The following is a 24,598-nucleotide window of genomic DNA, read 5'->3' on the forward strand; positions in this document are numbered from 1 at the left end:
TCAGTTGCCCGGGCGCTGCTGCTGCAGCAGCTCTCGGGCGGTATTCAATACGCCGTCGGCGATCTTGTTCGCGTCGATCGTCAGCGTGCCGTTGTTCAGCGCGTCCTTGATCGACTGGACCAGGCCCGCGTCGATATCGCCGTTGCCGGACGCGGATACCGAGCGCAACTGGCCGGACAGACCCGACAGGTTCACGCTCGCGTCACCGCCGGTCGACCCCGCATCGGCCGCCTGCGCGGACGAAGACGAGGCCGTGCCGGATTGCGCACGGGTCGCGCCGTTGCCGGTCGGCGCCAGGGGGCTCGGGTTCGGAGTGGAATCGATCTTCACGATGGGTTTCCTGTTCGGTTTGACCCAGATAACGGCCGGGTCGGCCCGAACTTTAGCATCGCGAGCCCCAAATGCTCCGAATAAACAATTCTTTACATTCTTGCCGTGGGATCAGTCCCTATAACGGAATTTCCACGGTGCCGGCGTCCTTGACGATCGCCGTGACGATCTGGCCCGCCGCCATCCGCACCCGCACCGACTGGCCGGGCGCCGCATTCGCCAGCACGCTGCCCTCCGCCGAAATCGTGAAGCCGGGCCCGGCCGCGACGACCCGCACCGTCTGGCCGGCCGACACCGACGCCGCGCTCTTCAGCAGGTCCTGCCGCAGCGGCAGCCCGGCCGAGATGCGCGCGAGCGCGGTCGCGCCGATCGCCTGCGCCGGATCGGTAATCACCGCGAGCGGGAGCACCGTCAGGTCGCCGTCGCGGGCGACCAGGTCGGCCGCGGAAAGCGGCTCGCCAGGCGCGATCTGGCGCGCGGCGACGTAGTAGGTGGCCTGCACGGTGACTTTCGCCTGCAGGTAGACGGTCCACGGCCGCTCGCCCGCGCAGCGCACGCCGACCGTCGTGCGGCCCCACAGGCGCGCGCCGGTCGGCATGAACGGTTCGAGCGTGGTGCACGCGGCGAGCCCGCGCGGAAACGCGGTCGTGACCGTCGCGGTGGCCTTGCCGGGCAGGCCTGCGATCTGCTGCTGCAGGAACGCGAGGGCCGCGCGGCGGATCGACTCGGGATCCTGCTGGCCGGGCGGCGTCACGGGCAGGGCCGCGTTGGCGGCATTGGCCGCCGGGGCCGGGTTCGCGGAAACCGGGACGGCGCGCGGGGCCGGTGCGGCCGACGCGGCGCGGGCCGCCGCCAGACGCGCGGCCATGGCCGGCGGTGGGGTCGATCGTGCGGGATTCGACGTGGGTTCGGCCGTGCCGGCGACGACCGTCGCGATCGCGTTCGGATCGGCGGCGCGCGGCGCGCCATATCCGGTTGTGGCGTTCATGCGGGCGGCTGCGTAGACAGGGCGGGACGCTGGCGCAGGAGCCGGCGGCGGGACGGTCGTCACGACCATCGTGCCGGCCGGTTGCGCCGCGTAGCCGGTGCCGGACGCGCCGGCGGCGACGCCCGCGCTCCCACCCGCGCCGCTCGCCGCGCGCCCCGTGTCGGGCGCCAGGCCCGCACCCGGCGCCATCGCCGCATTCCCGCCGAACTGCCCGCCGCTCGCCGCATTGGCGTGCGCGATTGCGGTTTCTGCCGTCTCGCCGCGCCCGGGAATCACGATCATCCCGTCGTCCGCGTGCGCGGCCGGGGCGGCGATCCACAGCGCCGCGGCGAGCGCAAGCGCACGCCGGACGTGCGTGAGCCGCCCGTTCCTTTCGCGAAGTGCGCTGCCAGTCATCGCCGTATCCCCGATCCGTTGCTCCGCTTCGCATTCTAGGGAGCGGGGCGGTCGCGCAAACGATGAATAGAGGGGGCCTTTGCCGCGTTATTCGCCCGATTGCCGGTTGCGTCCGACGCCTACCATCGCTGTCATGGAAAAAAGCCTCTCGCGTCGCCATCCGGCATGAGGGGCGTGCAGCGCTTCATACGGAGAGACGCACACATGCTGGACAAACTCGATGCGGAATTCGCGTTCGGCCGACAGGCGCTGGACGTGCGTGCCTACCGGCAGGAACTGCTGTCGTCGAACATCGCGAACTCCGACACGCCCGGCTACCAGGCCCGCGACGTCGATTTCGCGTCGACGCTCGCGCGCTCGCTGAAGCAGGCGGGCGGCGGCCTCGCGCCGAGCAACGCAGCGCAATTGCCGATGGCGCAGCCGGCCGGCGTGACGAACGGGATGTCGATGGTGTCGACGGCGGCGGGCCACATGGCCGGCACCGCGAAGCTGATCCCGACGGGCGGCCCGTCGGACGACTACGGCCGTGCGCAATACCGGATGCCGCTGCAGCCGGCGCTCGACGGCAACACGGTCGATCTCGACGTCGAGCGCGTGCAGTTCGCGAACAACGCGCTGCACTACCAGACCGGAATGACCGTGATGACCCAGCAGATCAAGGCGATGATCGCCGCGATCACGTCGAACCAGTGATGGCGCGCACCGCGTCCGAATCCGAGCAAAAGGAGCTTCCATGCCTTCGTTGATGAACATCTTCGGCGTCGCCGGCTCGGCGCTGTCCGCGCAGTCGCAGCGCCTGAACGTCACCGCGTCGAACCTGGCGAACGCCGACAGCGCGACCGGCCCCGACGGCAAGCCGTACAAGGCCAAGCAGGTCGTGTTCGCGACCGACCCGATCGGCGGCGCGCGCACCGCGTCCGGCCAGGGCGTGGGCGGCGTGCGCGTGACGAAGGTGATGGACGACCCGTCGCCGATGAAGTCGACCTACGACCCGTCGAACCCGGCCGCCGATTCGAACGGCTACGTGCAGATGCCGAACGTCGATCCGGTGCAGGAGATGGTGAACATGATCTCGGCATCGCGCTCGTACCAGGCCAACGTCGAGACGCTGAACACCGCGAAGACGCTGATGCTCAAGACGCTGACGATCGGCTCGTAAGCCGCGCCGACCGACCTTACCGACCCGACAGTCCAGAAACAAGGCCACCCAGGATGACTTCCTCCAGCACGACGATCGGCGGCAACGGCACCAACGTGTCGAACCTGCCGACCGACACGATGAACACCAACAAAGTGTCGACCAACGGCACGTCGGCGAGCGACCTGCAGGCGACGTTCCTGAAGCTGCTCGTCACGCAGCTGCAGAACCAGGATCCGACCAGCCCGGTCGACAGCTCGCAGATGACGTCGCAGCTCGCGCAGATCAACACGGTGAGCGGCATCGCGCAGCTGAACACGTCGCTCACGTCGCTGTCCTCGCAGCTCACGGCCGGCCAGCAGACGCAGGCCGCGCTGCTGATCGGCACGAACGTGCTCGCGCCGGGCAACGCGGTCGCGGTGAAGAGCGGTGCGGCGTCGCCGTTCGGCGTGTCGCTCGCGAGTTCGGTGTCGAACCTGACGATCACCGTGAAGAACGCGGCGGGGACCGTAGTGAACACGATCAACGCGGGCGCGCAGTCGGCCGGCACCGTGCCGTTCAACTGGACGCCGACCGACGCGGCGGGCAACGCGCTGCCGGACGGCAAGTACACCGTCAGCGCGTCGTACACCGACAGCAACGGCACGCCGCAGCCGGCCACGACGCTCGCGGCGTCGACCGTGCAGAGCGTGATCAAGCAGGCGGACGGCACGGCGGGGCTCGTGCTGTCGAACGGCACGACCGTGGGGCTGACCCAGGTTGCGTCGATTTTCCCGAATACCACGTCGTCCGCGTCGAATTCGTCCGGCAGCGGCACCCCCTCCAACTGATACTGATCGAGCAATCTCGAAACGGAGACCGAAATGGGTTATCAACAGGGTCTGAGCGGCCTCGCGGGTGCATCGAACGCGCTCGACGTGATCGGCAACAACATCGCGAACGCGAACACGGTCGGCTTCAAGTCGAGCACCGCGCAGTTCGCCGACATGTACGCGAACTCGGTCGCGACGTCGACCAACACGCAGATCGGTATCGGCACGTCGCTGAACGCGGTGGCGCAGAATTTCGGCCAGGGCACGATCAACACGACGAGCTCGTCGCTCGACGTCGCGATCAACGGCAACGGCTTCTTCCAGATGTCGAACAACGGCGTGACGACGTACTCGCGCGACGGCACGTTCCAGCGCGACAAGAACGGCTTCATCGTCGACTCGCAAGGCCGTAACCTGATGGGCTACGCGGCCAACAACGGCGGCGTGATCAACACCGCGCAGACCGTGCCGCTGCAGGCGCCGACGACCAACATCGCGCCGACCGCGACGACCAAGATCTCCGCGCAGTTCAACCTGAACTCGCAGGACACGGTGCCGACCAAGACGCCGTTCAGCGCGACCGACAACACGACCTACAACTACTCGACGTCGATCCAGGTGTACGACTCGCTCGGCGGTTCGCAGGCGGTCAACATGTACTTCGTGAAGTCGGCGGCCGGCACGTGGGAAGCGTACGCGGGCGTGCAGGGCGGCGCCACGAGCGATCTCGGCACGGTCAACTTCAACTCGTCGGGCGCGATCCAGAGCACGACCACGGGCACGCCGCCCACGCCGACCACGTCGGTCGGCCAGTTCCAGTTCACGGTGCCGAACACCGACGGCTCGGCGACGCCGCAGAGCCTCACGCTCGACCTGACCGGCACGACGCAGTACGGCGGGAAGGACGGCGTGAACAACCTCGCGCAGGACGGCTACGCGAGCGGCACGCTCACGACCTACACGATCGGCACCGACGGCAAGCTGACCGGCAACTACTCGAACGGCCAGACCGCCGTGCTCGGCCAGATCGCGCTCGCGAACTTCAACAACCCGAACGGGCTGGTGAACCTCGGCGGCAACCAGTACGCGGAAAGCTCCGCGTCGGGCGTGCCGCAGATCTCGGCGCCGGGCAGCACGAACCACGGCACGCTGCAGGGCAGCGCGCTGGAAAACTCGAACGTCGACCTCACGTCGCAGCTCGTCAACCTGATCACCGCGCAGCGCAACTACCAGGCGAACGCGCAGACGATCAAGACGCAGCAGGCCGTCGACCAGACGATCATCAACCTGTAAGCGCGGACAACCGGCAGCCATGGACCGACTGATCTACACGGCGATGACGGGCGCGTCGCAGTCGCTCGACCAGCAGGCGGTGGTCGCGAACAACCTCGCGAACGCGTCGACGACGGGCTTTCGCGCGCAACTCGCGACGTATCGCGCGGTGCCGATGAATTTCGGCGACGGCAGCAACGTCGACCCGACGACGACGCGCACCTACGTGCTCGCGTCGACGCCCGGCGCCGACTACGCGCCGGGTCCGATCACGCGCACCGGCAACCCGCTCGACGTCGCCGTGCAGGGCGCGGGCTGGCTGGCGGTGCAGGCGGCCGACGGCAGCGAGGGGTACACGCGCGCCGGCAACCTGCACGTCGACGAGAACGGCCAGCTCGTCAACGCGAGCAACCTGCCGGTGGTCGGCAACGGCGGCCCGATCTCGGTGCCGCCGAACGCGGAAGTGACGATCGGCAAGGACGGCACGATTTCCGCGCTGATGCCGGGCGACCCGCCGACGGCGGTCGCGATCGTCGACCAGATGAAGCTCGTGAACCCCGACCCGGCCACGCTCACGCGCGGCAACGACGGGCTGTTCCGCACCGCCGACGGCAATCCGGCCGACGCCGACCCGAACGTGGTCGTCACGCCGAATTCGCTCGAAGGCAGCAACGTCAACCCGGTGAGCGCGATGGTCGCGATGATCGACAACGCGCGTGCGTTCCAGCTTCAGTCGAAGCTGATCCAGACGGCCGACCAGAACGAGCAGACGGCGAACCAGCTGCTCAACTTCAGCTGAGCGCCCGCGCCAGCCTATGCAGGAGACCTGAAAAATGAACCGTTCGCTCTACATCGCCGCCACCGGCATGAATGCGCAGCAGGCGCAGATGGACGTGATTTCGAACAACCTCGCGAACACCAGCACGAACGGCTTCAAGGCGTCGCGCGCGGTGTTCGAGGATCTGCTGTACCAGACCATCCGCCAGCCGGGCGCGAACTCGACGCAGCAGACGGAACTGCCGTCGGGCCTGCAGCTCGGCACCGGCGTGCAGCAGGTCGCGACCGAGCGCCGGTACACGCAGGGCGGCCTCACGCAGACCGGCAACGCGAAGGACGTCGCGATCAACGGCGCCGGCTTCTTCCAGGTGCTGATGCCGGACGGCACGAACGCCTACACGCGCGACGGCGCGTTCCAGACCAACGCGCAGGGCCAGCTCGTCACGTCGAGCGGCTACCAGGTCCTGCCGGCGATCACGATCCCGCAGAACGCGACGTCGCTGACGATCGGCAAGGACGGCGTCGTGACGGTCACGCAGGCGGGCTCGAACAATTCGGTGCAGATCGGCTCGCTGCAGGTCGCGACCTTCATCAACCCGGCCGGCCTCGAGGCGCGTGGCGAGAACCTGTTCTCCGAGACGACGTCGTCGGGCGCGCCGAACGTGTCGCAACCGGGCCTGAACGGCGCGGGCACGCTCAACCAGAACTACGTCGAAGCGTCGAACGTGAACGTCGTGCAGGAGCTCGTCAACATGATCCAGACGCAGCGTGCCTACGAGATCAACAGCAAGGCCGTGACGACGTCCGACCAGATGCTGCAGACCGTCACGCAGATGAAGAGCTAACCGGAACACCCGCCGTCGCCATGAAGCAGGTTCGCCTCCTCCCGTCAGCCACCGTCCGCGCCGCATGCGCGGTCGCGGTGGCGGCGCTCGCCGCCGGTTGCGCGCAGATTCCGCGCGATCCGATCATCCAGCAGCCGATGACGGCGCAGCCGCCGACGCCGATGTCGATGCAGGCGCCCGGCTCGATCTACAACCCGGGCTACGCGGGGCGGCCGCTCTTCGAGGATCAGCGTCCGCGCAACGTCGGCGACATCCTGACGATCATGATCGCGGAGAACATCAACGCGACCAAGTCGTCGGGGGCGAACACGAACCGGCAGGGCACCACCGACTTCAACGTGCCGACGGCCGGCTTCCTCGGCGGCCTGTTCGCGAAGGCGAACCTGTCGGCGGCGGGCAACAACAAGTTCGCGGCGACCGGTGGCGCGAGCGCGGCGAACACGTTCAACGGCACGATCACGGTGACCGTCACCAACGTGCTGCCGAACGGCAACCTCGTGGTCAGCGGCGAGAAGCAGATGCTGATCAACCAGGGCAACGAATTCGTGCGCTTCTCGGGTGTCGTCAACCCGAACACGATCTCGGGCGCGAACTCGGTCTACTCGACGCAGGTCGCCGACGCGAAGATCGAATACTCGTCGAAGGGCTACATCAACGAAGCCGAGACGATGGGCTGGCTGCAGCGCTTCTTCCTCAACATCGCGCCGTGGTGATGACGATGAAGAAGACGCTTCTCGACCGCTTCCGGGCCCGCGCGCATGGCGCCGCACGGCTCGCCGTCGCGTTCGCGACGGTGGCCGCGGCGTGCTTGCTCGGCGCGGCGCCCGCGCACGCGGAACGCCTGAAGGATCTCGCGCAGATCCAGGGCGTGCGCGACAACCCGCTGATCGGCTATGGCCTCGTCGTCGGCCTCGACGGCACGGGCGACCAGACGATGCAGACGCCGTTCACGACGCAGACGCTCGCGAACATGCTCGCGAACCTCGGCATCTCGATCAACAACGGTTCGGCCAACGGCGGCGCGTCGCAGCTGAGCAACATGCAGCTGAAGAACGTCGCGGCCGTGATGGTGACCGCCACGCTGCCGCCGTTCGCGCGGCCGGGCGAGGCGCTCGACGTCACCGTGTCGTCGCTCGGCAACGCGAAGAGCCTGCGCGGCGGCACGCTGCTGCTGACGCCGCTGAAAGGCGCGGACGGCCAGGTCTATGCGCTCGCGCAGGGCAACATGGCGGTCGGCGGCGCCGGCGCCAGCGCGAACGGCAGCCGCGTGCAGGTGAACCAGCTCGCGGCCGGCCGGATCGTCGGCGGCGCGATCGTCGAGCGTTCGGTGCCGAACGCGATCGCGCAGATGAACGGCGTGCTGCAGCTGCAACTGAACGACATGGACTACGGCACCGCGCAGCGGATCGTGTCCGCGGTCAATTCGAGTTTCGGCCCGGGCACCGCGACGGCGCTCGACGGCCGCACGATCCAGCTGGCCGCGCCGGCCGATTCGGCGCAGCAGGTCGCGTTCATGGCGCGGCTGCAGAACCTCGACGTCAGCCCGGACAAGGCCGCGGCGAAGGTGATCCTGAACGCGCGCACCGGCTCGATCGTGATGAACCAGATGGTCACGCTGCAGAGCTGCGCGGTTGCGCACGGCAACCTGTCGGTCGTGGTCAACACGCAGCCGGTGGTATCGCAGCCGGGGCCGTTCTCGAACGGGCAGACGGTGGTGGCGCAGCAGTCGCAGATCCAGCTGAAGCAGGACAACGGCGCGCTGAAGATGGTGACGGCCGGCGCGAATCTCGCCGACGTCGTGAAGGCGCTGAACACGCTCGGCGCAACGCCCGCGGACCTGATGTCGATCCTGCAGGCGATGAAGGCCGCCGGCGCGTTGCGCGCCGACCTGGAGATCATCTAAATGGCAGCCAGTCTCCCGAACGCGAACGACCTCACGCAGCGCTTTGCGCTCGACGTGCAGGGTTTCGACGCCCTGCGCGCGCAGGCGAAGCAGTCGCCGCAGGCCGGCGCGAAGGCGGTCGCCGGCCAGTTCGACGCGATGTTCACGCAGATGATGCTCAAGAGCATGCGCGACGCGTCGCCCGACGGCGGGCTGTTCGATTCGCATACGTCGAAGATGTACACGTCGATGCTCGACCAGCAGCTCGCGCAGCAGATGTCGACGCGCGGGATCGGCGTGGCCGACGCGCTGATGAAGCAACTGCTGCGCAATGCGGGCCAGGGCGCGGGCAGCGACACGGCGGCCGACGTCGGCGCGGCCGGGCTGGGCGCGGCCGGCTTCGGCGGGTCCGGCAACGAAGGCGGCCTCGCCGCGATGAACGCGATGGCGAAGGCCTACGCGAACGCGGCCAACAACGGCGGGCTCGCCGGCACGCGCGGCTATTCGGCCGGCAGCGCGCTGACGCCGCCGCTGAAGGGTGCGAGTGGCGTGCAGAACGCCGACGCGTTCGTCGATCGGCTCGCGGGCCCCGCGCAGGCGGCCAGCGCGTCGACCGGCATCCCGGCGCGCTTCATCGTCGGGCAGGCCGCGCTCGAATCGGGCTGGGGCAAGCGCGAGATCCGCGCGACCGACGGCTCGACGAGCTACAACGTGTTCGGCATCAAGGCGACCAAGGGCTGGACCGGCCGCACGGTGTCGGCGCTCACCACCGAATACGTGAACGGCACGCCGCGCCGCGTGGTCGCGAAATTCCGCGCGTACGATTCGTACGAGCACGCGATGACCGATTACGCGAACCTGCTGAAGAACAACCCGCGCTACTCGGGCGTGCTGAGCGCGAGCCGCAGCGTCGAAGGCTTCGCGCACGGGATGCAGAAGGCCGGCTACGCGACCGACCCGAACTACGCGAAAAAGCTGATCTCGATCATGCAGCAGATCGGCTGACGGCCCCCGTCGGCTTCCGCCTGTCCTGTTGCACCCTCTGGACCGCGCCCGGCAGCCGCCGCGCGCGGTTTCAACGTTTGCGCGAAAAAAATCCCCAATTCGATCTAAACTTTCGGTCAGCACTGCCGCTAAGTGTGAGAGACCTGCGACCGGGCCCCCGTTCTGGCCCGGTTTTATTGCGCACCGGTTGCCCGGGCGCCCATGACAAGAAAGACCGGCTAGCCATGAATATCGAAACGTCGACGGACCTCAGCCTGGATGCAGGCCACTCCGGGCCCGACTACGCCCGCCGCAATCCGCTGGAAATCGGCGTGCAGCTGCGCAACCTCGTCAATCGCGGCGATTTCCTGACCGTCCAGTACCCGGGCGGCCAGCTCGTCACGCGCCTGCTCGAGGTGGATGTCGGCGCACGGACGTTTACGTTCGACTGGGGCGCGCTGGCGGAGCAGAACGCCGGCATCCTCGGCGCGTCGCATTGCGTGTTCGCGGCCGCGCCGGAGGGCGTGCGCGTCGAATTCTCCACGGGCACGCCGCGCGAGACGCGCTACGAGGGGCTGCCCGCGTTCGTCGCCGATTTCCCCGACGTGCTGATGTGCATCCAGCGCCGCGAATATTTCCGCGTCGATGCGCCGATCGTCGATCCGTTCCTGTGCCGCGGCAAGCTGCCGGACGGCGAAAGCTTCCTGTTCGAGGTGCACAACCTGTCGCTCGGCGGCGTGGGGCTGCGCACGGCCGACGAACGCGTCGAGGCGCTCGAGGTCGGCACGCTGCTGCCCGACGTCGAGCTCGAGCTGACGGGCCACGGCAAGCTGTCGCTCGACCTGCAGCTCGTGTCGCAGCGTTCGACGCAGATGCCGAACGGGTCGCGGCGCTTCCAGCTCGGCTTCCGCTACATGTCGCTGCCGGGCAGCGCGGAGAACACGCTGCAGCGGCTGATCACGCAGCTCGAGATGAAGCGCCGCTCGCTCGCGCGGGCCTGACGCGCAAGCGGCGGCCGGCCCCGCCGGGGCGGCCCGCACGGCGTTTGCGGCCCCCTCGGCCGCACGCCGGAACCGGCGACGCGCGAGTGCGCGTCGCGCGTGCATTTTTTCCTCAATTTTTTCGATTGGCGGCCGTTATACCGGGAGTCACGCAACCCGGCGGCCGCGACGCGCGGCCGGCTCATCAGGATCGCGCATGTCCAACACACTCATGAACCTCGGCATCAGCGGCCTGAATGCCGCGCTCTGGGGCCTCACGACGACCAGCAACAACATCAGCAACGCGGCGACGCCCGGCTATTCGGTCCAGCGGCCCGTGTACGCGGAAGCGAGCAGCCAATACTCGGGCAGCGGTTACATGCCGCAAGGCGTGAACACCGTCACCGTGCAGCGGCAGTACAGCCAGTACCTGAGCGACCAGCTGAACACCGCGCAGACGCAGGGCGGCGCGCTGTCGACGTGGTACACGCTCGTCGCGCAGCTGAACAACTACATCGGCAGCCCGACGGCGGGGGTCTCGACCGGGATCACGAACTACTTCACCGGGCTGCAGAACGTCGCGAACAACGCGTCCGACCCGTCGGTGCGGCAGACCGCGATCAGCAACGCGCAGACGCTGGCCAACCAGCTCAACGCGGCCGGCCAGCAGTACGACGCGCTGCGCCAGAGCGTGAACACGCAGCTCACCAGCACCGTGTCGCAGATCAACACGTACACCGCGCAGATCGCGCAGCTGAACCAGCAGATCTCGGCGGCGAGCAGCCAGGGGCAGCCGCCGAACCAGCTGCTGGACCAGCGCGACCTCGCGGTGTCGAACCTGTCGGGCCTGGCCGGTATCCAGGTCGTGCGCAACGACAGCGGTTACAGCGTGTTCATGTCGGGCGGCCAACCGCTCGTGGTCGCCGACAAGAGCTACCAGCTTGCGGCCGTCACGTCGCCGTCGGATCCGAGCGAACTGACCGTCGTGTCGCAGGGGATCGCCGGCGCGAAGCCGCAGGGGCCGAACCAGGCGTTGCCCGATTCGTCGCTGTCGGGCGGCACGCTCGGCGGCCTGCTCGCGTTCCGCAGCCAGACGCTCGACCCCGCACAGGCCCAGCTCGGCGCGATCGCGACCAGCTTCGCCGCGCAGGTCAACGCGCAGAACGCGCTCGGCATCGACCTGTCGGGCAACAAGGGCGGCAACCTGTTCACGACGCCGTCGCCGACCGTGTACGCGAACCAGGGCAATACCGGCAACGCGACGCTGTCCGTGTCGTTCGCGAATGCGTCGCAGCCGACGGCGAGCGACTACACGCTGTCCTTCGACGGCGCGAACTACACGCTGACCGACCGCGCGAGCGGCGCGGTGGTCGACCAGAAGGCGGGGCCGATGCCTGTTTCGCTCGGCGGCCTGAATTTCTCGATCCCGACGGGCTCGATGAGTGCCGGTGACAAGTTCACCGTGCTGCCGACGCGCGGCGCGCTGAACGGCTTCGGCCTCGCCACGACGAGCGCGTTGGCGATCGCGGCGGCATCGCCGGCCGTCACGTCGGCGGCGAGCACCAACACCGGCACGGGCAAGATCACGCTGGGCGGCGTAACCGCGGGCTATCAAGTGCCGACGACCAAGCTGACCTATGACGCGACGGCGAAGACGCTGACGGGTTTCCCGGTCGGCACCACGGTGACGATCGGCACCACGCCGCCGACGTCGGTCACGATCAACACCCCGACGGACACCGTCCCGTACGATCCGGCGGCCGGCGCGACGATGACGATGTCGGGAACGGCAGCGGGCGCGCTCAACGGCGTGAGCGTCACGCTGTCCGGCGCACCGGCGACCGGCGACTCGTTCACGATCGGGCCGTATGCGGGCGGCACCAGCGACGGCTCCAACGCGCTCGCGCTGTCGAAGCTGGTCAATGCGAAGGCGTTCGGCAACGGCACGACGACGCTCACGGGCGCGTATGCGAGCTACGTGAACGGCATCGGCAACACGACGACCCAGTTGAAATCGTCGAGCGCCGCGCAGACCGGGCTGATCGGCCAGATCACCCAGGCGCAGCAGTCGGTGTCGGGCGTGAGCACGAACGAGGAAGCGGCCAACCTGATGCAGTACCAGCAGTTCTACCAGGCGAACGCGAAGGTGATCCAGACGGCGGCGACGCTGTTCCAGACCGTGCTCGGCATGTTCAATTGACCGGATTCGAGGGATAGAAGCGATGCGGATTTCGAGCGCCCAGTTCTTCCAGCTGAACGTTTCACAAATGAACGATCAGCAGGCCCAGCTTGCGCAGCTGTATCAGCAGATCTCGAGCGGTGTGAGCCTGCAGACGGCGGCGGACAATCCGGCCGGCGCGGCGCAGGCCGTGCAGCTGTCGATGACGTCGGCGACGCTGTCGCAGTACGCGACCAACCAGAACGCGGCGCTCGCGTCACTGCAGGCCGAGGACCAGACGCTGCAGAACGTGAGCGGCGTGCTGACGAGCACGCAGTCGCTGCTCGTGCGCGCCGGCGACGGTTCGATGTCCGACAGCGACCGCTCGGCGCTCGCAACGCAGCTGCAGGGTTACCGCGACCAGTTGATGACGCTCGCGAACACCAACGACGGCGCGGGCAACTACCTGTTCGCCGGCACGAAGAATTCGGCGGCGCCGTTTTCGACGACGCCGAGCGGCAGCGTCGCCTATGTCGGCGACACCGGCACGCGCCAGGTGCAGATCGCCGATTCGAGCACCGTGTCGCAGGGTGACTCGGGCGCGGCCGTCTTCATGTCGGTGCCGGCGATCGGCAGCTCGCCGGTGCCGTCGGCCCGTGCGGGCAACACGGGCACCGGCACGATCGGCACGGTCACGGTGACGAACCCTGCGATCGCGACGAACGGCCATCAGTTCTCGATCACATTTGGCGGCACGGCCGCCGCGCCGACCTACACCGTGACCGACAACTCGGTCAGCCCGCCAACCACCACGCCGGCGCAGGCCTATTCGTCGGGCTCGGCGATCTCGCTCGGCAGCGGAATGACGGTGTCGGTGTCGGGCACGCCGTCCGCCGGCGACACGTTTGCTGTCGAGCCGGCGCCGCAGGCGAGCGGCGGCTCGGACGTGTTCTCGACGCTCGACGCGATGATCGCGGCGCTGAAGACGCCCGTGACGGGCAACCCGGTCGCGGGCGCGGCGCTGAAGAACGCGCTGATGACCGGCTCGACCAAGCTTGGCAACACGATGCGCAACGTCACGACGATCCAGGCATCGGTCGGTGGCCGAGAGCAGGAAGTCAAGGCGATGCAGGCCGTCAACCAGACCGCGTCGCTGCAGGTCACCAGCAACCTGTCGGACCTGACGAGCACCAACATGGTGACGACGATCAGCCAGTTCCTGCAGATGCAGAATGCGCTGACGGGCTCGCAGAAGGCGTACGCGCAGTTGCAGAACCTGTCGCTGTTCCAGTACATCAACCCCTGATGTCGGCCGCGCCGGCCGCGATGTGAGCGCACGCTTGCGTCGCCGCCGGCGCCGATCGCCGCCCGCGCAGGTTCCCGCGCGGACGGGCGCTTCACCGGGGCGCACCATCGTGCCCCGTTTCGCACATGCGGCAAGCCGCGCATCGTGCTCGCTGGCCCCGCTCGGCGGCCCGCTTGCCAGTCTGCTTGCCAGCCCCATTTCCGCTCCGTAAACTCGCGCCAGATTCCAGACCGGCGCATCCTCCGCAGCCGGCGACCGACAGGAGCCCTTTTCCCCATGTCCGATTCCTACTTCCCGCGCTGGCGGGTGCAATCGACCGGCGCGGCCTCGCGCGTGGTCGGCCCCGACGAGCGCCTCGCGTGGCCGCAGATGGTCGCGATGGGCGTGCAGCACGTCGTCGCGATGTTCGGCTCGACCGTGCTCGCGCCGCTGCTGATGGGCTTCGACCCGAACCTGTGCATCTTCATGTCGGGCATCGGCACGCTGCTGTTCTTCGTGCTGGTCGGCGGCCGCGTGCCGAGCTACCTCGGCTCGAGCTTCGCGTTCATCGGCCTGGTGATCGCGGTGACCGGCTACGGCGGCAGCGGCCCGAACCCGAACATCCCGGTCGCGCTCGGCGGGATCGTCGCGTGCGGCGTCGTGTACGTCGCGCTCGGCCTGCTGGTGCAGGCGATCGGCACGCGCTGGATCGAGACGCTGATGCCGCCCGTCGTGACCGGTGCGGTGGTCGCGGTGATCGGGCTGAACCTCGCGCCGATCGCGGTCAAGGGCGTGTCGGGCTCGACCTTCGAATCGGTGATGGCGCTCGTCACGGTGCTGTGCGTCGGCGGCGTCGCGGTGTTCTCGCGCGGCATGGTGCAGCGCCTGCTGATTCTCGTCGGGCTGGTGATCGCCTACGCGATCTACGCGGTCGCGACCAACGGAATGGGGCTCGGCAAGCCGATCGATTTCTCGATCGTCGGGCAGGCGGCCTGGTTCGGGGTGCCGAGCTTCCGCGCGCCGGTGTTCGATCCGCACGCGATGCTGATGCTCGCGCCGATCGCGGTGATCCTGGTCGCGGAAAACCTCGGCCACATCAAGGCCGTCAGCGCGATGACGGGCACCAGCCTCGATCGCTACGTGGGCCGCGCGTTCATCGGCGACGGGCTCGCGACGATCGTGTCGGGCAGCGTCGGCGGCACGGGCGTGACGACCTACGCGGAAAACATCGGCGTGATGGCCGTCACGCGGATCTACTCGACGCTCGTGTTCGCGGTCGCCGCGGTGATCGCGATCGTGCTCGGCTTCTCGCCGAAGTTCGGTGCGGTGATCCAGACGATTCCGGGCCCGGTGCTCGGCGGCGTGTCGATCGTCGTGTTCGGGCTGATCGCGGTGACGGGCGCGCGGATCTGGGTCGTCAACAAGGTCGACTTCTCCGACAACCGCAACCTGATCGTCGCGGCCGTCACGCTGGTGCTCGGCGCCGGCGATTTCTCGCTGAAGATCGGCGGCTTCGGGCTCGGCGGGATCGGCACCGCGACGTTCGGCGCGATCATCCTGTACGCGATCCTGCGCAAGGAAAAGGAACCGGGCCCGGTGGTCTGAGCTTCCGGCGGGCGGCCCCTGCCGCCCGCATCATCTTTTGCGTCGAACGTCGACGCGCTACGCGCCGACGTTCGACTGCGTCTGCAGCCACGCGCAGAACTGCGCGACGAGCGGATCGTCCGCCGGCGCGCGCGGCGCGATCCACCAGTAGCTGCGCGTCGCGATGCGCGGCCCGTCCAGCGGCATCACCAGCCGGCCGCTCGCGAGTTCGTCGTCGATCAGCGGCAACGGGCCGAGCGCGACGCCCAGGCCGTCGACGGCCGCCTGCAGCGCCAGGTAGAAGTGGTCGAACGACTGCCGCTTGCGCCCCTTCATCGCCACGCCGGCCGCCGCGAACCAGTCGCGCCAGCCTTCCGGCCGCGTATCCGAATGCAGCAGCACGTGGCGCGCGAGATCGTCCGCGCGCGCGATCGGCGCGCGCTTGAGCAGCGCGGGGCTGCAGACGGGAATCACGCTTTCGTCGAGGAAGTGGCCGCTCGTGCAGTTCGGCCAGTGGCCGGGGCCGCGGCGGATCGCGACATCGAAGCCGTCGAGCGCGTCGAGCGGCGCGTTCGAAGTCGACAGCTTCAGCTCGACGCTCGGCACGTCGCGCTGGAACCTCGACAGGCGCGGCAGCAGCCATTTCATCGCGAAGGTGGGCAGCGCATTGATGCGCAGCACGCGCGCGGCGCCCGTGTTGCGCAGCTGCTCGGTCGCGAGCGCGATGCTGTCGAATGCGGCGCGCACGGTGTCCAGGTAGCGGCGGCCTTCGTCGGTGAGCTTCACGCGCTTGCCGTAGCGGTGGAACACCGGCTTGCCGAGCCAGGCCTCGAACCCGGCGATCTGCCGGCTGATGGCACCGTGAGTCACATGCAGCTCGTCGCCGGCGGCGCTGAAGCTTTCGTGTCGTGCCGCGGCTTCAAAGGCCCGAAGCGCGGAAAAGGGCGGGAGATCGCGTGCCATGCTTGTGATTCTAGATCACAAGGGCGCGCCGATAAAATCGTTTTGCCGGTATTCCGAACGGCGGTAACCTCGGTTCACCGTTTGATAAGGAACCCCATGCAATCCGCTTCTCCGCCGACCGCCCCGCCGCCGGCCGCATCACCCCGCAGCGTCGGCCTCGCCGAGCTGTTCACCGGTTTCCTGTCGCTGGGCCTCATGTCGTTCGGCGGTGCGCTGCCGTTCGCGCGGCGCACCATCGTCGAAGAACGCAAGTGGCTCTCCGCCGACGAATTCACCGATCTGCTCGGGCTGTGCCAGTTCCTGCCGGGCGGCAACGTGATCAACCTGTCGGTGGCCGTCGGCATGCGCTTTCGCGGCGTCGCCGGCGCGTTCGCCGGCATTCTCGGGCTGATCGCGGGCCCGACGCTCGTCGTCGTCGCGCTCGGCGTGCTGTACGCGAAGACGCAGAACGATCCGCGCGTGCAGCACCTGTTCGCGGGCCTTGCCGCGGCGGCGGCCGGGCTGCTCGTCGCGATGGCGGTGAAGGTCCTGAAGCCGCTGCGGCATGCGCGGGCGGCGGCCGGCATCGCGGCGCTCGCGTTCGTCGCGATCGCGGTGCTGCGCATTCCGTTGCTGACCACGATGCTCGTGCTGACGCCCGTCAGCGTGTGGCTCGCGTCGCGGCGCCGCGACGCAGGCACGCCGCAGCCGGCGCAGGCCGCCGCGCGTGACACGCAGCCGGGAGGCCGGCCATGAACGACACGCTGATCGCCATCGCGACGATCTTCAGCCAGTTGTCGCTGCTCGCGTTCGGCGGCGGCAACACGATCCTGCCGGAGATGCAGCGGCAGGTCGTCGACGTCCATCACTGGATGAGCGCGCACGAGTTCACCGCGCTGTTCGCACTGGCCCAGGCCGCGCCCGGGCCGAACATGATGATCGTGTCGCTGGTCGGCTGGCACGTGGCCGGCTGGAGCGGGCTGCTGGTTGCGTCGCTCGCGAAGTTCGGGCCGTCGTCGATCGTCACCGTGCTCGCGCTGCATGCGTGGGAGCGCTTTCGCGACCGGCCGTGGCGCCGCTATGTGCAGCACGGGATGATGCCGGTCACCGCCGGGCTCGTCGCGGCGAGCGCGGTGCTGATCTCCGAGGCATCGAACCGCACCGCGATCCAGTGGGGCATCACGGCCGCGTGCGCGGTGCTCGCGTGGCGCACGCGCATCCATCCGCTGTGGCTGCTCGCGGGCGGCGCGCTGATCGGGCTCACGGGCATCGGGCAGTGACCGGCGCACTTTGACCGCCCGTGCGCCATACTGGCGCGAATCTTCACGGGAGGCTCGATGGATCTCGACGGCGCCAGCCGCAATCTCACCGTCGCCGCGTTGCTGACGCTGTCCGGCGGCTACCTCGACGCGTACACGTATGTCGGCCACGGCCACGTGTTCGCGAACACGATGACCGGCAACGTCGCGCTGCTCGGCATCAACCTGTCGGCCGGCGACTGGGCCGCCGCGCTGCATCACGTGCCGCCGCTCGTCGGCTTCACGATCGCGGTGTTCGTCGCGCACCTGCTCGGGCTTGCCGCGCAGCGCGGCTGGATGAAGCACACGGCGTTCGCGAGCCTGCTCGTCGAGATCGCCTTTCTCGGCGTCGCCGCGAGCGGCCTCGTCGGCGCGTCGAGCGGCTGGCTGATTCCGGGCATCTCGTTCGTCGCGACGCTGCAGACGCTGTCGTTCACGCATCTCGAGGAACTCTCGTACACGTCGGTGATGACCACCGGCAACCTGCGGCGCGCCGCGCAGAAGCTGTTCGTCGGGCTGATCCCGCGCTATGACGCGGGCGCGCTGCACGACTCGGCGCTGCTCGCGACGATCAGCTTCTGCTTCCTGGCCGGCGCGGTGGTCGGCGGGCTCGTGACGCGGCTCGTGCCGGAAGTCGCGCTGTGGGGCGCCGTGCTGCTGCTCGTCGGCGCGTTCGCGGAAATCGTGCGGCGCGCGTGGCGCCGGCACTCGGCCGACGGCGGGCCGGCGGCCGCGTGACCGCGCATCCCGCGGGCGCGCCCCAGCGTGCGCCCGTTGCGCGGCACCTGCTGCGTGATCCTTACGGATCTGACGTACCGTAAGCCGCGCGCGGTCGCTGCCGTGCGGCGCCCGCCGCCCGCCGGGCAGGCCTCGCGCGCCGCAACGTTGTGCGCGGACGACAGTTGCGCCGTTACCGCGCATTTCAATTTCTTTCAGCGATGGCACTCGTCATATGATTCAGCCCACATCGCGCGCGCCAAGAACGTGAGCGATCGCCACCCGGCTGCGCACGCGGCCGGCCATGAATGGAGACACCTACAAAAAGGAAAGCTCATGAAGCAGACCACCCGACTCGCAGCCATCGCAGGGGGCGCCGCGCTCGCATTTGCCAGCCAGTACGCGGCCGCACAAAGCTCCGTCACGCTCTGGGGCGTCGCCGACGCCAGCATCCGCTACCTGACCAACGCCAACGCCAAGAACGACGGCCTGCTGTCGATGACCAACGGCGCGATCACGAACAGCCGCTTCGGCATCTACGGCACGGAAGACCTCGGCGGCGGCCTGAAGGCCGTGTTCAACCTCGAGAGCGGCGTGAACCTGCAGAACGGCGCCTTCGCCGACAGCGGCCGCCTGTTCAACCGCGCAGCGTACGTCGGCCTGCAGAGCCCGTACGGCACGGTGACCCTCGGCCGCCAGAAGACGCCGCTGTTCGACCTGTTGTCGGACACCTACGATCCGCTGACGGTCGGCAACTACCTCGAAAACGCATGGCTGCCGGTCGCACTCGGCGGCGGCCTGTATGCGGACAACCAGATCAAGTACACGGGCAAGTTCGAAGGCCTGACCGCGAAGGCGATGTACTCGACCGGCACCAACTACGAATCGACCGGCGCCGGCGGCTTCTCGGGCCAGATTCCGGGCTCGCTCGGCAAGGGCAATGCGTGGGGCGTGTCGCTGTCGTACGTGATGGGCCCGCTCAGCATCGCGGCCGGCGCGCAGCAGAACAGCGACAACTCGGCGCGCAAGCAGACGATCTACCACGCGAACGTCGTGTATGCGTTCAGCAAGGCGAAGATCTATGCGGGCTACCTGCGCTCGAAGGACGACACGGGCTTCGTCGACAGCCTGCTCGCACAGCAGACGATTCCGGTCGCGAAGGGCACCGGCCGGATCGACGACGGTCCGTTCGCGGGCGTGAGCTGGCAGGTCAGCGCGCCGCTGACGCTGACGGGCGCGTTCTACTACGATCACATGCGCAATGCGATGACCACCAACGGCACGCTCGCGAGCGGCAACCGCTACGCGATCGTCGGCATCGCCGAGTACGCGCTCAGCAAGCGCACGGAAGTCTACGGCACCGTCGACTTCAACAAGACGAACGGCGCGGCGAACGTCGAGCTGCCGGGTCGCAGCAACCAGACCGGCATCGCGATCGGCCTGCGCAATATCTTCTGACGAACGTCGGAACGCATGCGCCGGCAGTCGTCCGGCATGCATCGAAGGGGCGCCGCGAGGCGCCTCTTTTTTTTCGTCACGCGACCTTCATGCGCGCGCACGACTATTCGGCGAATGCTTCATCACGCGACCCCCGCGCCGTAAGGGTTTCGTCGGCAATCCAGAACATACTTTTACAGTGCACGCGAAGGCTTTCCGCTACGCTGCGAGCATCGCCCGTTGCGTGCCGCCAGGCGCGCGCGTGCGTCGTTCCGGTCGCGCTCGGCGAGTGCGGCCGGCCTGGTGCGTAACTTGTGTATCCGGTGATGACAATCACGGTCCGCCGGTTTTTTTCGTGGGACGATGCGCTCACGATTTTCTTGAAAGGGGATGACGATGGGTATCCTGAACACCGTGGGTGAAATCGCTGGCGCAGTCGCCGCTGTCGAAGGCGCGGAAAAGCTGGATCCGGATGCGGGCCTGCTGACCAAGGCGGCCGCTGCCGTCGCCGGCTTCAAGGGTGCGGAAGCGCTCGAAGGCCTGATCGAGAAGAAGAAGGAAGACCAGCCCGAACAGGCTGCGGACGACACGCAGGCGACGGACGGCAGCGACACGTCGCAGGCATGAGCATGGCGGCTGGTCCGGCCGTGGGGCGCCCTTCGCGCGCCCGGGCGGACCGGTGCCGCGCAGCCGGCAGGTCGGGCATGCGGTCGATCGGTGACGCATGACACACCCGGCAACCGGTTTGACCGGCGAGAGGCAACGTCTCTCGCCGTTTTTTATTGGGCGCGCGCGTGGCTGCACCGTGCACCGCAAGAATGCCGGAATCTTGCTATCGTGCCTTCATCCGAACTGCGATGAGGGAATGCGATGGATTTCGACTACGACCTGTTCGTCATCGGCGCCGGCTCGGGCGGCGTGCGGCTCGCACGCATGTCCGCGTCATGCGGCGCGCGTGTCGGCATAGCGGAAGAGGAGCAGATCGGCGGCACCTGCGTGCTGCGCGGCTGCATTCCGAAGAAGCTGCTCGTCTACGCATCGCACTACCCGCATGAAGTCGAGGACGCGAAGGGCTTCGGCTGGACCTTCGGCGCCGGCACGCTCGACTGGCCCGCGCTGATCGCCGCGAAGGATCGCGAGATCAACCGGCTCAGCGACATCTACATCAACCTGCTGCGGCAATCGGGCGTCGAGATGCACGCGGGGCGCGCGACGCTCGTCGATGCGCACACGGTCGCGATCGGCGACCGCACGATCCGCGCGCGCCACATCGCGATCGCGACCGGCTCGCGCCCGTCGCTGCCGGCGCGGCCCGGCATCGAGCATGCGATCACGTCGCGCGAGGCCTTGTCGCTCGCCGCGTGCCCCAAGCGCATCGCGGTGGTCGGCGGCGGCTATATCGCGGTCGAGTTCGCGGGCATCTTCAACGGCTTCGGCAGCCACGTCGACCTGTTCTATCGCGGCGAGAAGATCCTGCGCGGCTTCGACGACGACGTGCGCCAGTTCCTGACCGACGAGATGACGAAGCAGGGCGTCACGATCCATGCGCGCTCGGTGGTCGAGTCGATCGAGCGCGCGGACGACGGCACGCTGAGCGTGCGCGCCGGCGATGCGCGGCACGGGCCGTACGACCAGGTGCTTTATGCGACCGGCCGCGTGCCGAACGTCGACGGGCTCGGGCTCGAGCGGGCGGGCGTGATGCTCGACGCGCGTGGCGCGATCGCCGTCGATGCGTATTCGGCGACGTCGGTGCCGTCGATCCATGCGATCGGCGACGTCACGTCGCGGCCGCAGCTCACGCCGGTCGCAACGCGCGACGGCGGGTTGCTCGCCCGCACGCTGTTCGGCGGGTCGCGCGTCGCGGCCGATCACGAATGGGTGCCGTCGGCGGTGTTCAGCCAGCCCGAGGTCGCGACGGTCGGGTTCACGGAGGCGGCCGCGCGCGACCTGTACGAAGGCGACGTCGATATCTACCGTACGTCGTTCAAGGCGCTGCGCCATACGCTGTCGGGCCGCGACGAGCGCACGCTGATGAAGCTGGTCGTCGCGCGCGACAGCCAGCGCGTGGTCGGCGCGCACATGGTCGGCCGCGATGCGGGCGAGATCATCCAGGGCATCGCGATCGCGATTCGCGCGGGCGCGACGAAGGCGCAGTTCGACGACACGATCGGCATTCACCCGACCGCGGCCGAAGAGTTCGTGACGATGCGGCAGAAGGTGGCGGATTAGCGGGGGCGGCGCGTCGTCCCGCGCCGTCGTGCTGGCGGCCGGGGTGACGCGCAGGCTTGTCTGCGTCGATCACAATCAGACATGCGATTTCTCCGCGACGAGTGCGCTCGACATATTGCGATTACGCGCTGAAGTCTTATTCAGTATCAATCGGCACGCGTTAATAGTCGATAATCCGGCTGCACGTGTGGCGGGTAATGGGCGAATGCTATAAAGCGGCCTGCCGGGCTTGTCCTGGCTGGGGTTGAGCGATGCTCGGCTCAAACAACATGAAAATTCGTCAATTGCCTGAAAGACCTCCCGTTTCAATAAACACGTTTGGTATGATTGCGAAAAATCATGAACGGGGCCGATCATGCGCGACCAACAGCGCAGTCATCAGAACAACGGGGTAACGGGTACTGACGCGATTCTCGCGTATCCCGCCGCTTTTCCGCCTTTTGCCGCAATTCTTCCGTTGCGCGCACATTCCTTTCGCATTCCGGATTTCACCGACGCGGCGATAAACGCGGCCCGGCGCGTCGCGCATTGACGCGCACGCTGGCCCGTTCGCGCCGCACCTGTTCCGAGCGCCGTATCGTTCGCGAGCCGGCGCGCCCGTTCCGGGCATTCTTTCCACGCAAGGAGACCCAGCAGTGAGCAACTACACACGACGTACCGTTCTCGTGGCGGCCGCCGTCGTCACGGCGCTGTCCGGCTGCGCGACCGAATCGTCGCGCACGCTCGACGTGCCGGCCGTCAGCAGCGCGCAGAAGCCGTATGCGGGCAAGCCCGTCGCGATCGCGGTCGGCAAGTTCGACAACCGTTCGAGCTACATGCGCGGCATCTTCTCCGATGGCATCGACCGTCTCGGCGGGCAGGCGAAGACGATCCTCGTCACGCGCCTTCAACAGAGCCGCCGCTTCAATGTGCTCGATCGCGAGAATCTCGACGAGATCAAGCAGGAAGCCGGCTTCATGAAGAAGGCGCAGGCCGTGAAGGGCGCGAACTACGTGGTGACGGGCGACGTGACCGAGTTCGGCCGCAAGGACGTCGGCGATCACCAGCTGTTCGGCATTCTCGGCCGCGGCAAGACGCAGGTCGCGTACGCGAAGGTCAACCTGAACATCGTCGATACGACGACGTCGGAAGTCGTCGCATCGAGCCAGGGCGCGGGCGAATTCAGCCTGTCGAACCGCGAGGTGATCGGCTTCGGCGGCACGGCCGGCTACGACTCGACGCTGAACGGCAAGGTGCTCGATCTCGCGATCCAGGAAGCCGTGAACCATCTCGTCGACCAGGTCGACGCCGGTGCGCTGAAGACCGCGCCGTAAGCGCCGCGCGCGCCGGGGCCGGCGCCGCAGGCGATCGAATCACCACGACATCAAAAGAGAAAAGACCATGAAACGGGGTAACTGGCTGCCGGCGACGGCCGCCGCATTGCTGCTCGCGGGCTGCGCGAGCTCCACGCCGCCGCTGTATCAGTGGACGGGCTATCAGCCGCAGGTGTACGAGTACTTCAAGGGGCAGAAGTCGCCGCAGGAGCAGATCGACGCGCTCGAAAAGGCGCTGCAGGAGATCCGAGGGAAGGGCCATACGCCTCCGCCGGGCTTCCATGCGCATCTGGGAATGCTGTACGCGAGCGTCGGCAACGAACAGCAGGCTGAACAGGAATTGCAGGCCGAGAAGCAGCTGTTCCCGGAATCCTCGACCTACATGGATTTCCTGCTGAAGAAGAAAACCGGCGCGCCGAAAGCCGCGGATCCGAAGGCCGCCGTGCAGAAGGGTGCCGGCCAGACGATCGCCGGCCAGAAAAATGCCGATCCGACCACCGCCAAACAGTGACGCGCCCGCCATGTTCAAGTCTCTCTCATTCAAGCTGATGTCCGTGCTGTCGCTCGTCGCGCTGCTGAGCGCGTGCGCGCAACCGGTGAAACGCCCCGACTACACGGCGTTCAAGAAGAGCCAGCCGCGCTCGATCCTCGTGCTGCCGCCGGTCAACGAAACCTCCGAGGTCGGCGCGACCTACGGGATGCTGTCGCAGATGACGCTGCCGCTCGCCGAGTCCGGCTATTACGTGGTGCCGGTCGCGGTGATGGACGAAACCTTCAAGCAGAACGGCCTGACCAACGCGGCCGAGATTCAGGAGACGCCGCCCGCGAAGCTGCGCGAGATCTTCGGCGCGGACGCCGCGCTGTACACGAAGGTGTCGCAATACGGCACCGTGTACCGGATCATCGCGAGCGCGACGGTCGTGTCCGCGTCGGCCAAGCTCGTCGACCTGCGCACCGGCGACGTGCTGTGGCAGGGCCGGGCCAGCGCGGCGAGCGATGAAGGCAGCAACAGCGGCGGCGGCGGCCTGATCGGCATGCTCGTGGTGGCGGCGGTCAAGCAGATCGCGAATACGCTGATGGACCAGAGCCATGACGTGGCCGCGTTTACGAGTGGGCGGCTGCTGACGGCGGGGCCGCCGACCGGCCTCCTGTACGGCCCGCACTCGCCGAAGTACGGCACCGACTGACGGGCAACGCATGACGGACGCCGCTGCGGCGCGTCGTCGAAGCA

26 protein-coding genes are annotated in these 24,598 nt (G+C 68.1%); 23 read left to right on the plus strand and 3 right to left on the minus strand.

Going from position 1 to position 24,598, the window contains the following annotated elements:
* Together flgM and flgA are read right to left on the minus strand one after the other, a co-directional pair.
* On the minus strand, nucleotides 1–330 hold the full coding sequence (flgM, locus tag C5O79_RS28290) for a flagellar biosynthesis anti-sigma factor FlgM (RefSeq protein WP_046544238.1): 330 nt from the start codon (nucleotides 328–330) through the stop codon (nucleotides 1–3).
* 118 nt (nucleotides 331–448) lie between these two features.
* Complete coding sequence (gene flgA, locus C5O79_RS28295; RefSeq protein ID WP_122474421.1) at nucleotides 449–1,714, minus strand: flagellar basal body P-ring formation chaperone FlgA; 1,266 nt, start codon at nucleotides 1,712–1,714, stop codon at nucleotides 449–451.
* A 204-nt stretch (nucleotides 1,715–1,918) separates the two neighbouring features.
* On the opposite strand from flgA, the gene flgB reads away from it, so the two are divergent.
* The 13 genes from flgB to C5O79_RS28360 all read left to right on the plus strand — a co-directional run bounded on the left by flgB (nucleotide 1,919) and on the right by C5O79_RS28360 (nucleotide 15,452).
* Nucleotides 1,919–2,407 (plus strand): flagellar basal body rod protein FlgB, encoded by a 489-nt coding sequence (gene flgB / locus C5O79_RS28300; protein ID WP_039369170.1) that lies wholly within the window; start codon nucleotides 1,919–1,921, stop codon nucleotides 2,405–2,407.
* 40 nt (nucleotides 2,408–2,447) lie between these two features.
* On the plus strand, nucleotides 2,448–2,873 hold the full coding sequence (gene flgC, locus C5O79_RS28305; RefSeq protein ID WP_011353470.1) for a flagellar basal body rod protein FlgC: 426 nt from the start codon (nucleotides 2,448–2,450) through the stop codon (nucleotides 2,871–2,873).
* Between the two features lie 53 nt (nucleotides 2,874–2,926).
* Nucleotides 2,927–3,682, plus strand: a complete 756-nt coding sequence (locus C5O79_RS28310) for a flagellar hook assembly protein FlgD (RefSeq protein ID WP_039369167.1) — start codon at nucleotides 2,927–2,929, stop codon at nucleotides 3,680–3,682.
* 33 nt (nucleotides 3,683–3,715) lie between these two features.
* Complete coding sequence (gene flgE, locus C5O79_RS28315) at nucleotides 3,716–4,957, plus strand: flagellar hook protein FlgE (RefSeq protein WP_047852319.1); 1,242 nt, start codon at nucleotides 3,716–3,718, stop codon at nucleotides 4,955–4,957.
* Nucleotides 4,958–4,976: 19 nt separating this feature from the next.
* Complete coding sequence (flgF, locus tag C5O79_RS28320; protein ID WP_039369161.1) at nucleotides 4,977–5,735, plus strand: flagellar basal-body rod protein FlgF; 759 nt, start codon at nucleotides 4,977–4,979, stop codon at nucleotides 5,733–5,735.
* 34 nt (nucleotides 5,736–5,769) lie between these two features.
* Nucleotides 5,770–6,558: a flagellar basal-body rod protein FlgG gene (flgG, locus tag C5O79_RS28325; protein WP_046544241.1), complete on the plus strand. Its 789-nt coding sequence runs from the start codon at nucleotides 5,770–5,772 to the stop codon at nucleotides 6,556–6,558.
* 20 nt (nucleotides 6,559–6,578) lie between these two features.
* Nucleotides 6,579–7,271, plus strand: coding sequence for a flagellar basal body L-ring protein FlgH (gene flgH, locus C5O79_RS28330; protein WP_046544242.1), 693 nt, complete (start codon nucleotides 6,579–6,581; stop codon nucleotides 7,269–7,271).
* Entirely contained in the window at nucleotides 7,271–8,461 is a 1,191-nt protein-coding gene (locus C5O79_RS28335; protein WP_240687928.1) for a flagellar basal body P-ring protein FlgI, read from the plus strand. Before flgH ends, C5O79_RS28335 begins: the two co-directional genes overlap by 1 nt.
* Complete coding sequence (gene flgJ / locus C5O79_RS28340; RefSeq protein ID WP_046544243.1) at nucleotides 8,462–9,445, plus strand: flagellar assembly peptidoglycan hydrolase FlgJ; 984 nt, start codon at nucleotides 8,462–8,464, stop codon at nucleotides 9,443–9,445.
* Between the two features lie 224 nt (nucleotides 9,446–9,669).
* A complete protein-coding gene (locus tag C5O79_RS28345) occupies nucleotides 9,670–10,425 on the plus strand; it encodes a flagellar brake protein (RefSeq protein ID WP_047852318.1) in 756 nt (251 codons plus the stop codon).
* A 196-nt stretch (nucleotides 10,426–10,621) separates the two neighbouring features.
* Nucleotides 10,622–12,604 (plus strand): flagellar hook-associated protein FlgK, encoded by a 1,983-nt coding sequence (flgK, locus tag C5O79_RS28350; protein ID WP_046544245.1) that lies wholly within the window; start codon nucleotides 10,622–10,624, stop codon nucleotides 12,602–12,604.
* A gap of 22 nt (nucleotides 12,605–12,626) precedes the next feature.
* A complete protein-coding gene (flgL, locus tag C5O79_RS28355) occupies nucleotides 12,627–13,868 on the plus strand; it encodes a flagellar hook-associated protein FlgL (protein WP_046544246.1) in 1,242 nt (413 codons plus the stop codon).
* Between the two features lie 276 nt (nucleotides 13,869–14,144).
* A complete protein-coding gene (locus C5O79_RS28360; protein WP_046544247.1) occupies nucleotides 14,145–15,452 on the plus strand; it encodes a solute carrier family 23 protein in 1,308 nt (435 codons plus the stop codon).
* A gap of 57 nt (nucleotides 15,453–15,509) precedes the next feature.
* On the opposite strand, the gene C5O79_RS28365 is transcribed toward C5O79_RS28360, so the two are convergent.
* A complete protein-coding gene (locus C5O79_RS28365) occupies nucleotides 15,510–16,394 on the minus strand; it encodes a transcriptional regulator GcvA (protein ID WP_046544248.1) in 885 nt (294 codons plus the stop codon).
* 96 nt (nucleotides 16,395–16,490) lie between these two features.
* Between C5O79_RS28365 and C5O79_RS28370 the strand changes: the two genes are divergently transcribed.
* From C5O79_RS28370 to C5O79_RS28410, 10 genes are all read left to right on the plus strand, one after another.
* Nucleotides 16,491–17,129, plus strand: coding sequence for a chromate transporter (locus C5O79_RS28370; protein ID WP_047852316.1), 639 nt, complete (start codon nucleotides 16,491–16,493; stop codon nucleotides 17,127–17,129).
* Nucleotides 17,126–17,653 (plus strand): chromate transporter, encoded by a 528-nt coding sequence (locus C5O79_RS28375; protein WP_046544250.1) that lies wholly within the window; start codon nucleotides 17,126–17,128, stop codon nucleotides 17,651–17,653. Before C5O79_RS28370 ends, C5O79_RS28375 begins: the two co-directional genes overlap by 4 nt.
* A gap of 57 nt (nucleotides 17,654–17,710) precedes the next feature.
* Nucleotides 17,711–18,409, plus strand: coding sequence for a YoaK family protein (locus C5O79_RS28380; RefSeq protein WP_046544251.1), 699 nt, complete (start codon nucleotides 17,711–17,713; stop codon nucleotides 18,407–18,409).
* 315 nt (nucleotides 18,410–18,724) lie between these two features.
* On the plus strand, nucleotides 18,725–19,846 hold the full coding sequence (locus C5O79_RS28385) for a porin (RefSeq protein ID WP_039369128.1): 1,122 nt from the start codon (nucleotides 18,725–18,727) through the stop codon (nucleotides 19,844–19,846).
* A gap of 375 nt (nucleotides 19,847–20,221) precedes the next feature.
* The gene (locus C5O79_RS28390) at nucleotides 20,222–20,452 is read left to right on the plus strand and encodes a hypothetical protein (RefSeq protein ID WP_039369187.1); all 231 of its coding nucleotides are present in this window, start codon (nucleotides 20,222–20,224) and stop codon (nucleotides 20,450–20,452) included.
* 243 nt (nucleotides 20,453–20,695) lie between these two features.
* Nucleotides 20,696–22,054 (plus strand): glutathione-disulfide reductase, encoded by a 1,359-nt coding sequence (gene gor, locus C5O79_RS28395; RefSeq protein WP_131931947.1) that lies wholly within the window; start codon nucleotides 20,696–20,698, stop codon nucleotides 22,052–22,054.
* Nucleotides 22,055–22,409: 355 nt separating this feature from the next.
* Nucleotides 22,410–22,586, plus strand: coding sequence for a hypothetical protein (locus C5O79_RS38255; protein WP_163008985.1), 177 nt, complete (start codon nucleotides 22,410–22,412; stop codon nucleotides 22,584–22,586).
* 103 nt (nucleotides 22,587–22,689) lie between these two features.
* Nucleotides 22,690–23,367, plus strand: a complete 678-nt coding sequence (locus tag C5O79_RS28400) for a CsgG/HfaB family protein (protein ID WP_046544253.1) — start codon at nucleotides 22,690–22,692, stop codon at nucleotides 23,365–23,367.
* A gap of 67 nt (nucleotides 23,368–23,434) precedes the next feature.
* A complete protein-coding gene (locus C5O79_RS28405) occupies nucleotides 23,435–23,878 on the plus strand; it encodes a DUF4810 domain-containing protein (RefSeq protein ID WP_122474417.1) in 444 nt (147 codons plus the stop codon).
* Nucleotides 23,879–23,888: 10 nt separating this feature from the next.
* Nucleotides 23,889–24,554 carry a DUF799 domain-containing protein gene (locus C5O79_RS28410; RefSeq protein WP_122474416.1) on the plus strand — a complete coding sequence of 222 codons (666 nt, stop codon included), beginning with the start codon at nucleotides 23,889–23,891 and terminating at the stop codon, nucleotides 24,552–24,554.
* The last annotated feature ends 44 nt before the right edge of the window (nucleotides 24,555–24,598 follow it).

This window comes from Burkholderia sp. SRS-25 (assembly GCF_004343765.1).
GTDB lineage: Bacteria > Pseudomonadota > Gammaproteobacteria > Burkholderiales > Burkholderiaceae > Burkholderia > Burkholderia contaminans.

Excerpts from the sequence above, each read along its gene's own strand:
- flgA (WP_122474421.1), bottom strand. The coding sequence starts at position 1,714 with ATGACTGGCAGCGCACTTCGCGAAAGGAACGGGCGGCTCACGCACGTC.
- flgB (WP_039369170.1), top strand. The coding sequence starts at position 1,919 with ATGCTGGACAAACTCGATGCGGAATTCGCGTTCGGCCGACAGGCGCTG.
- flgC (WP_011353470.1), top strand. The coding sequence starts at position 2,448 with ATGCCTTCGTTGATGAACATCTTCGGCGTCGCCGGCTCGGCGCTGTCC.
- C5O79_RS28310 (WP_039369167.1), top strand. The coding sequence starts at position 2,927 with ATGACTTCCTCCAGCACGACGATCGGCGGCAACGGCACCAACGTGTCG.
- flgE (WP_047852319.1), top strand. The coding sequence starts at position 3,716 with ATGGGTTATCAACAGGGTCTGAGCGGCCTCGCGGGTGCATCGAACGCG.
- flgF (WP_039369161.1), top strand. The coding sequence starts at position 4,977 with ATGGACCGACTGATCTACACGGCGATGACGGGCGCGTCGCAGTCGCTC.
- flgG (WP_046544241.1), top strand. The coding sequence starts at position 5,770 with ATGAACCGTTCGCTCTACATCGCCGCCACCGGCATGAATGCGCAGCAG.
- flgH (WP_046544242.1), top strand. The coding sequence starts at position 6,579 with ATGAAGCAGGTTCGCCTCCTCCCGTCAGCCACCGTCCGCGCCGCATGC.
- C5O79_RS28335 (WP_240687928.1), top strand. The coding sequence starts at position 7,271 with ATGACGATGAAGAAGACGCTTCTCGACCGCTTCCGGGCCCGCGCGCAT.
- flgJ (WP_046544243.1), top strand. The coding sequence starts at position 8,462 with ATGGCAGCCAGTCTCCCGAACGCGAACGACCTCACGCAGCGCTTTGCG.
- C5O79_RS28345 (WP_047852318.1), top strand. The coding sequence starts at position 9,670 with ATGAATATCGAAACGTCGACGGACCTCAGCCTGGATGCAGGCCACTCC.
- flgK (WP_046544245.1), top strand. The coding sequence starts at position 10,622 with ATGTCCAACACACTCATGAACCTCGGCATCAGCGGCCTGAATGCCGCG.
- flgL (WP_046544246.1), top strand. The coding sequence starts at position 12,627 with ATGCGGATTTCGAGCGCCCAGTTCTTCCAGCTGAACGTTTCACAAATG.
- C5O79_RS28360 (WP_046544247.1), top strand. The coding sequence starts at position 14,145 with ATGTCCGATTCCTACTTCCCGCGCTGGCGGGTGCAATCGACCGGCGCG.
- C5O79_RS28365 (WP_046544248.1), bottom strand. The coding sequence starts at position 16,394 with ATGGCACGCGATCTCCCGCCCTTTTCCGCGCTTCGGGCCTTTGAAGCC.
- C5O79_RS28370 (WP_047852316.1), top strand. The coding sequence starts at position 16,491 with ATGCAATCCGCTTCTCCGCCGACCGCCCCGCCGCCGGCCGCATCACCC.
- C5O79_RS28375 (WP_046544250.1), top strand. The coding sequence starts at position 17,126 with ATGAACGACACGCTGATCGCCATCGCGACGATCTTCAGCCAGTTGTCG.
- C5O79_RS28380 (WP_046544251.1), top strand. The coding sequence starts at position 17,711 with ATGGATCTCGACGGCGCCAGCCGCAATCTCACCGTCGCCGCGTTGCTG.
- C5O79_RS28385 (WP_039369128.1), top strand. The coding sequence starts at position 18,725 with ATGAAGCAGACCACCCGACTCGCAGCCATCGCAGGGGGCGCCGCGCTC.
- C5O79_RS28390 (WP_039369187.1), top strand. The coding sequence starts at position 20,222 with ATGGGTATCCTGAACACCGTGGGTGAAATCGCTGGCGCAGTCGCCGCT.
- gor (WP_131931947.1), top strand. The coding sequence starts at position 20,696 with ATGGATTTCGACTACGACCTGTTCGTCATCGGCGCCGGCTCGGGCGGC.
- C5O79_RS38255 (WP_163008985.1), top strand. The coding sequence starts at position 22,410 with ATGCGCGACCAACAGCGCAGTCATCAGAACAACGGGGTAACGGGTACT.
- C5O79_RS28405 (WP_122474417.1), top strand. The coding sequence starts at position 23,435 with ATGAAACGGGGTAACTGGCTGCCGGCGACGGCCGCCGCATTGCTGCTC.
- C5O79_RS28410 (WP_122474416.1), top strand. The coding sequence starts at position 23,889 with ATGTTCAAGTCTCTCTCATTCAAGCTGATGTCCGTGCTGTCGCTCGTC.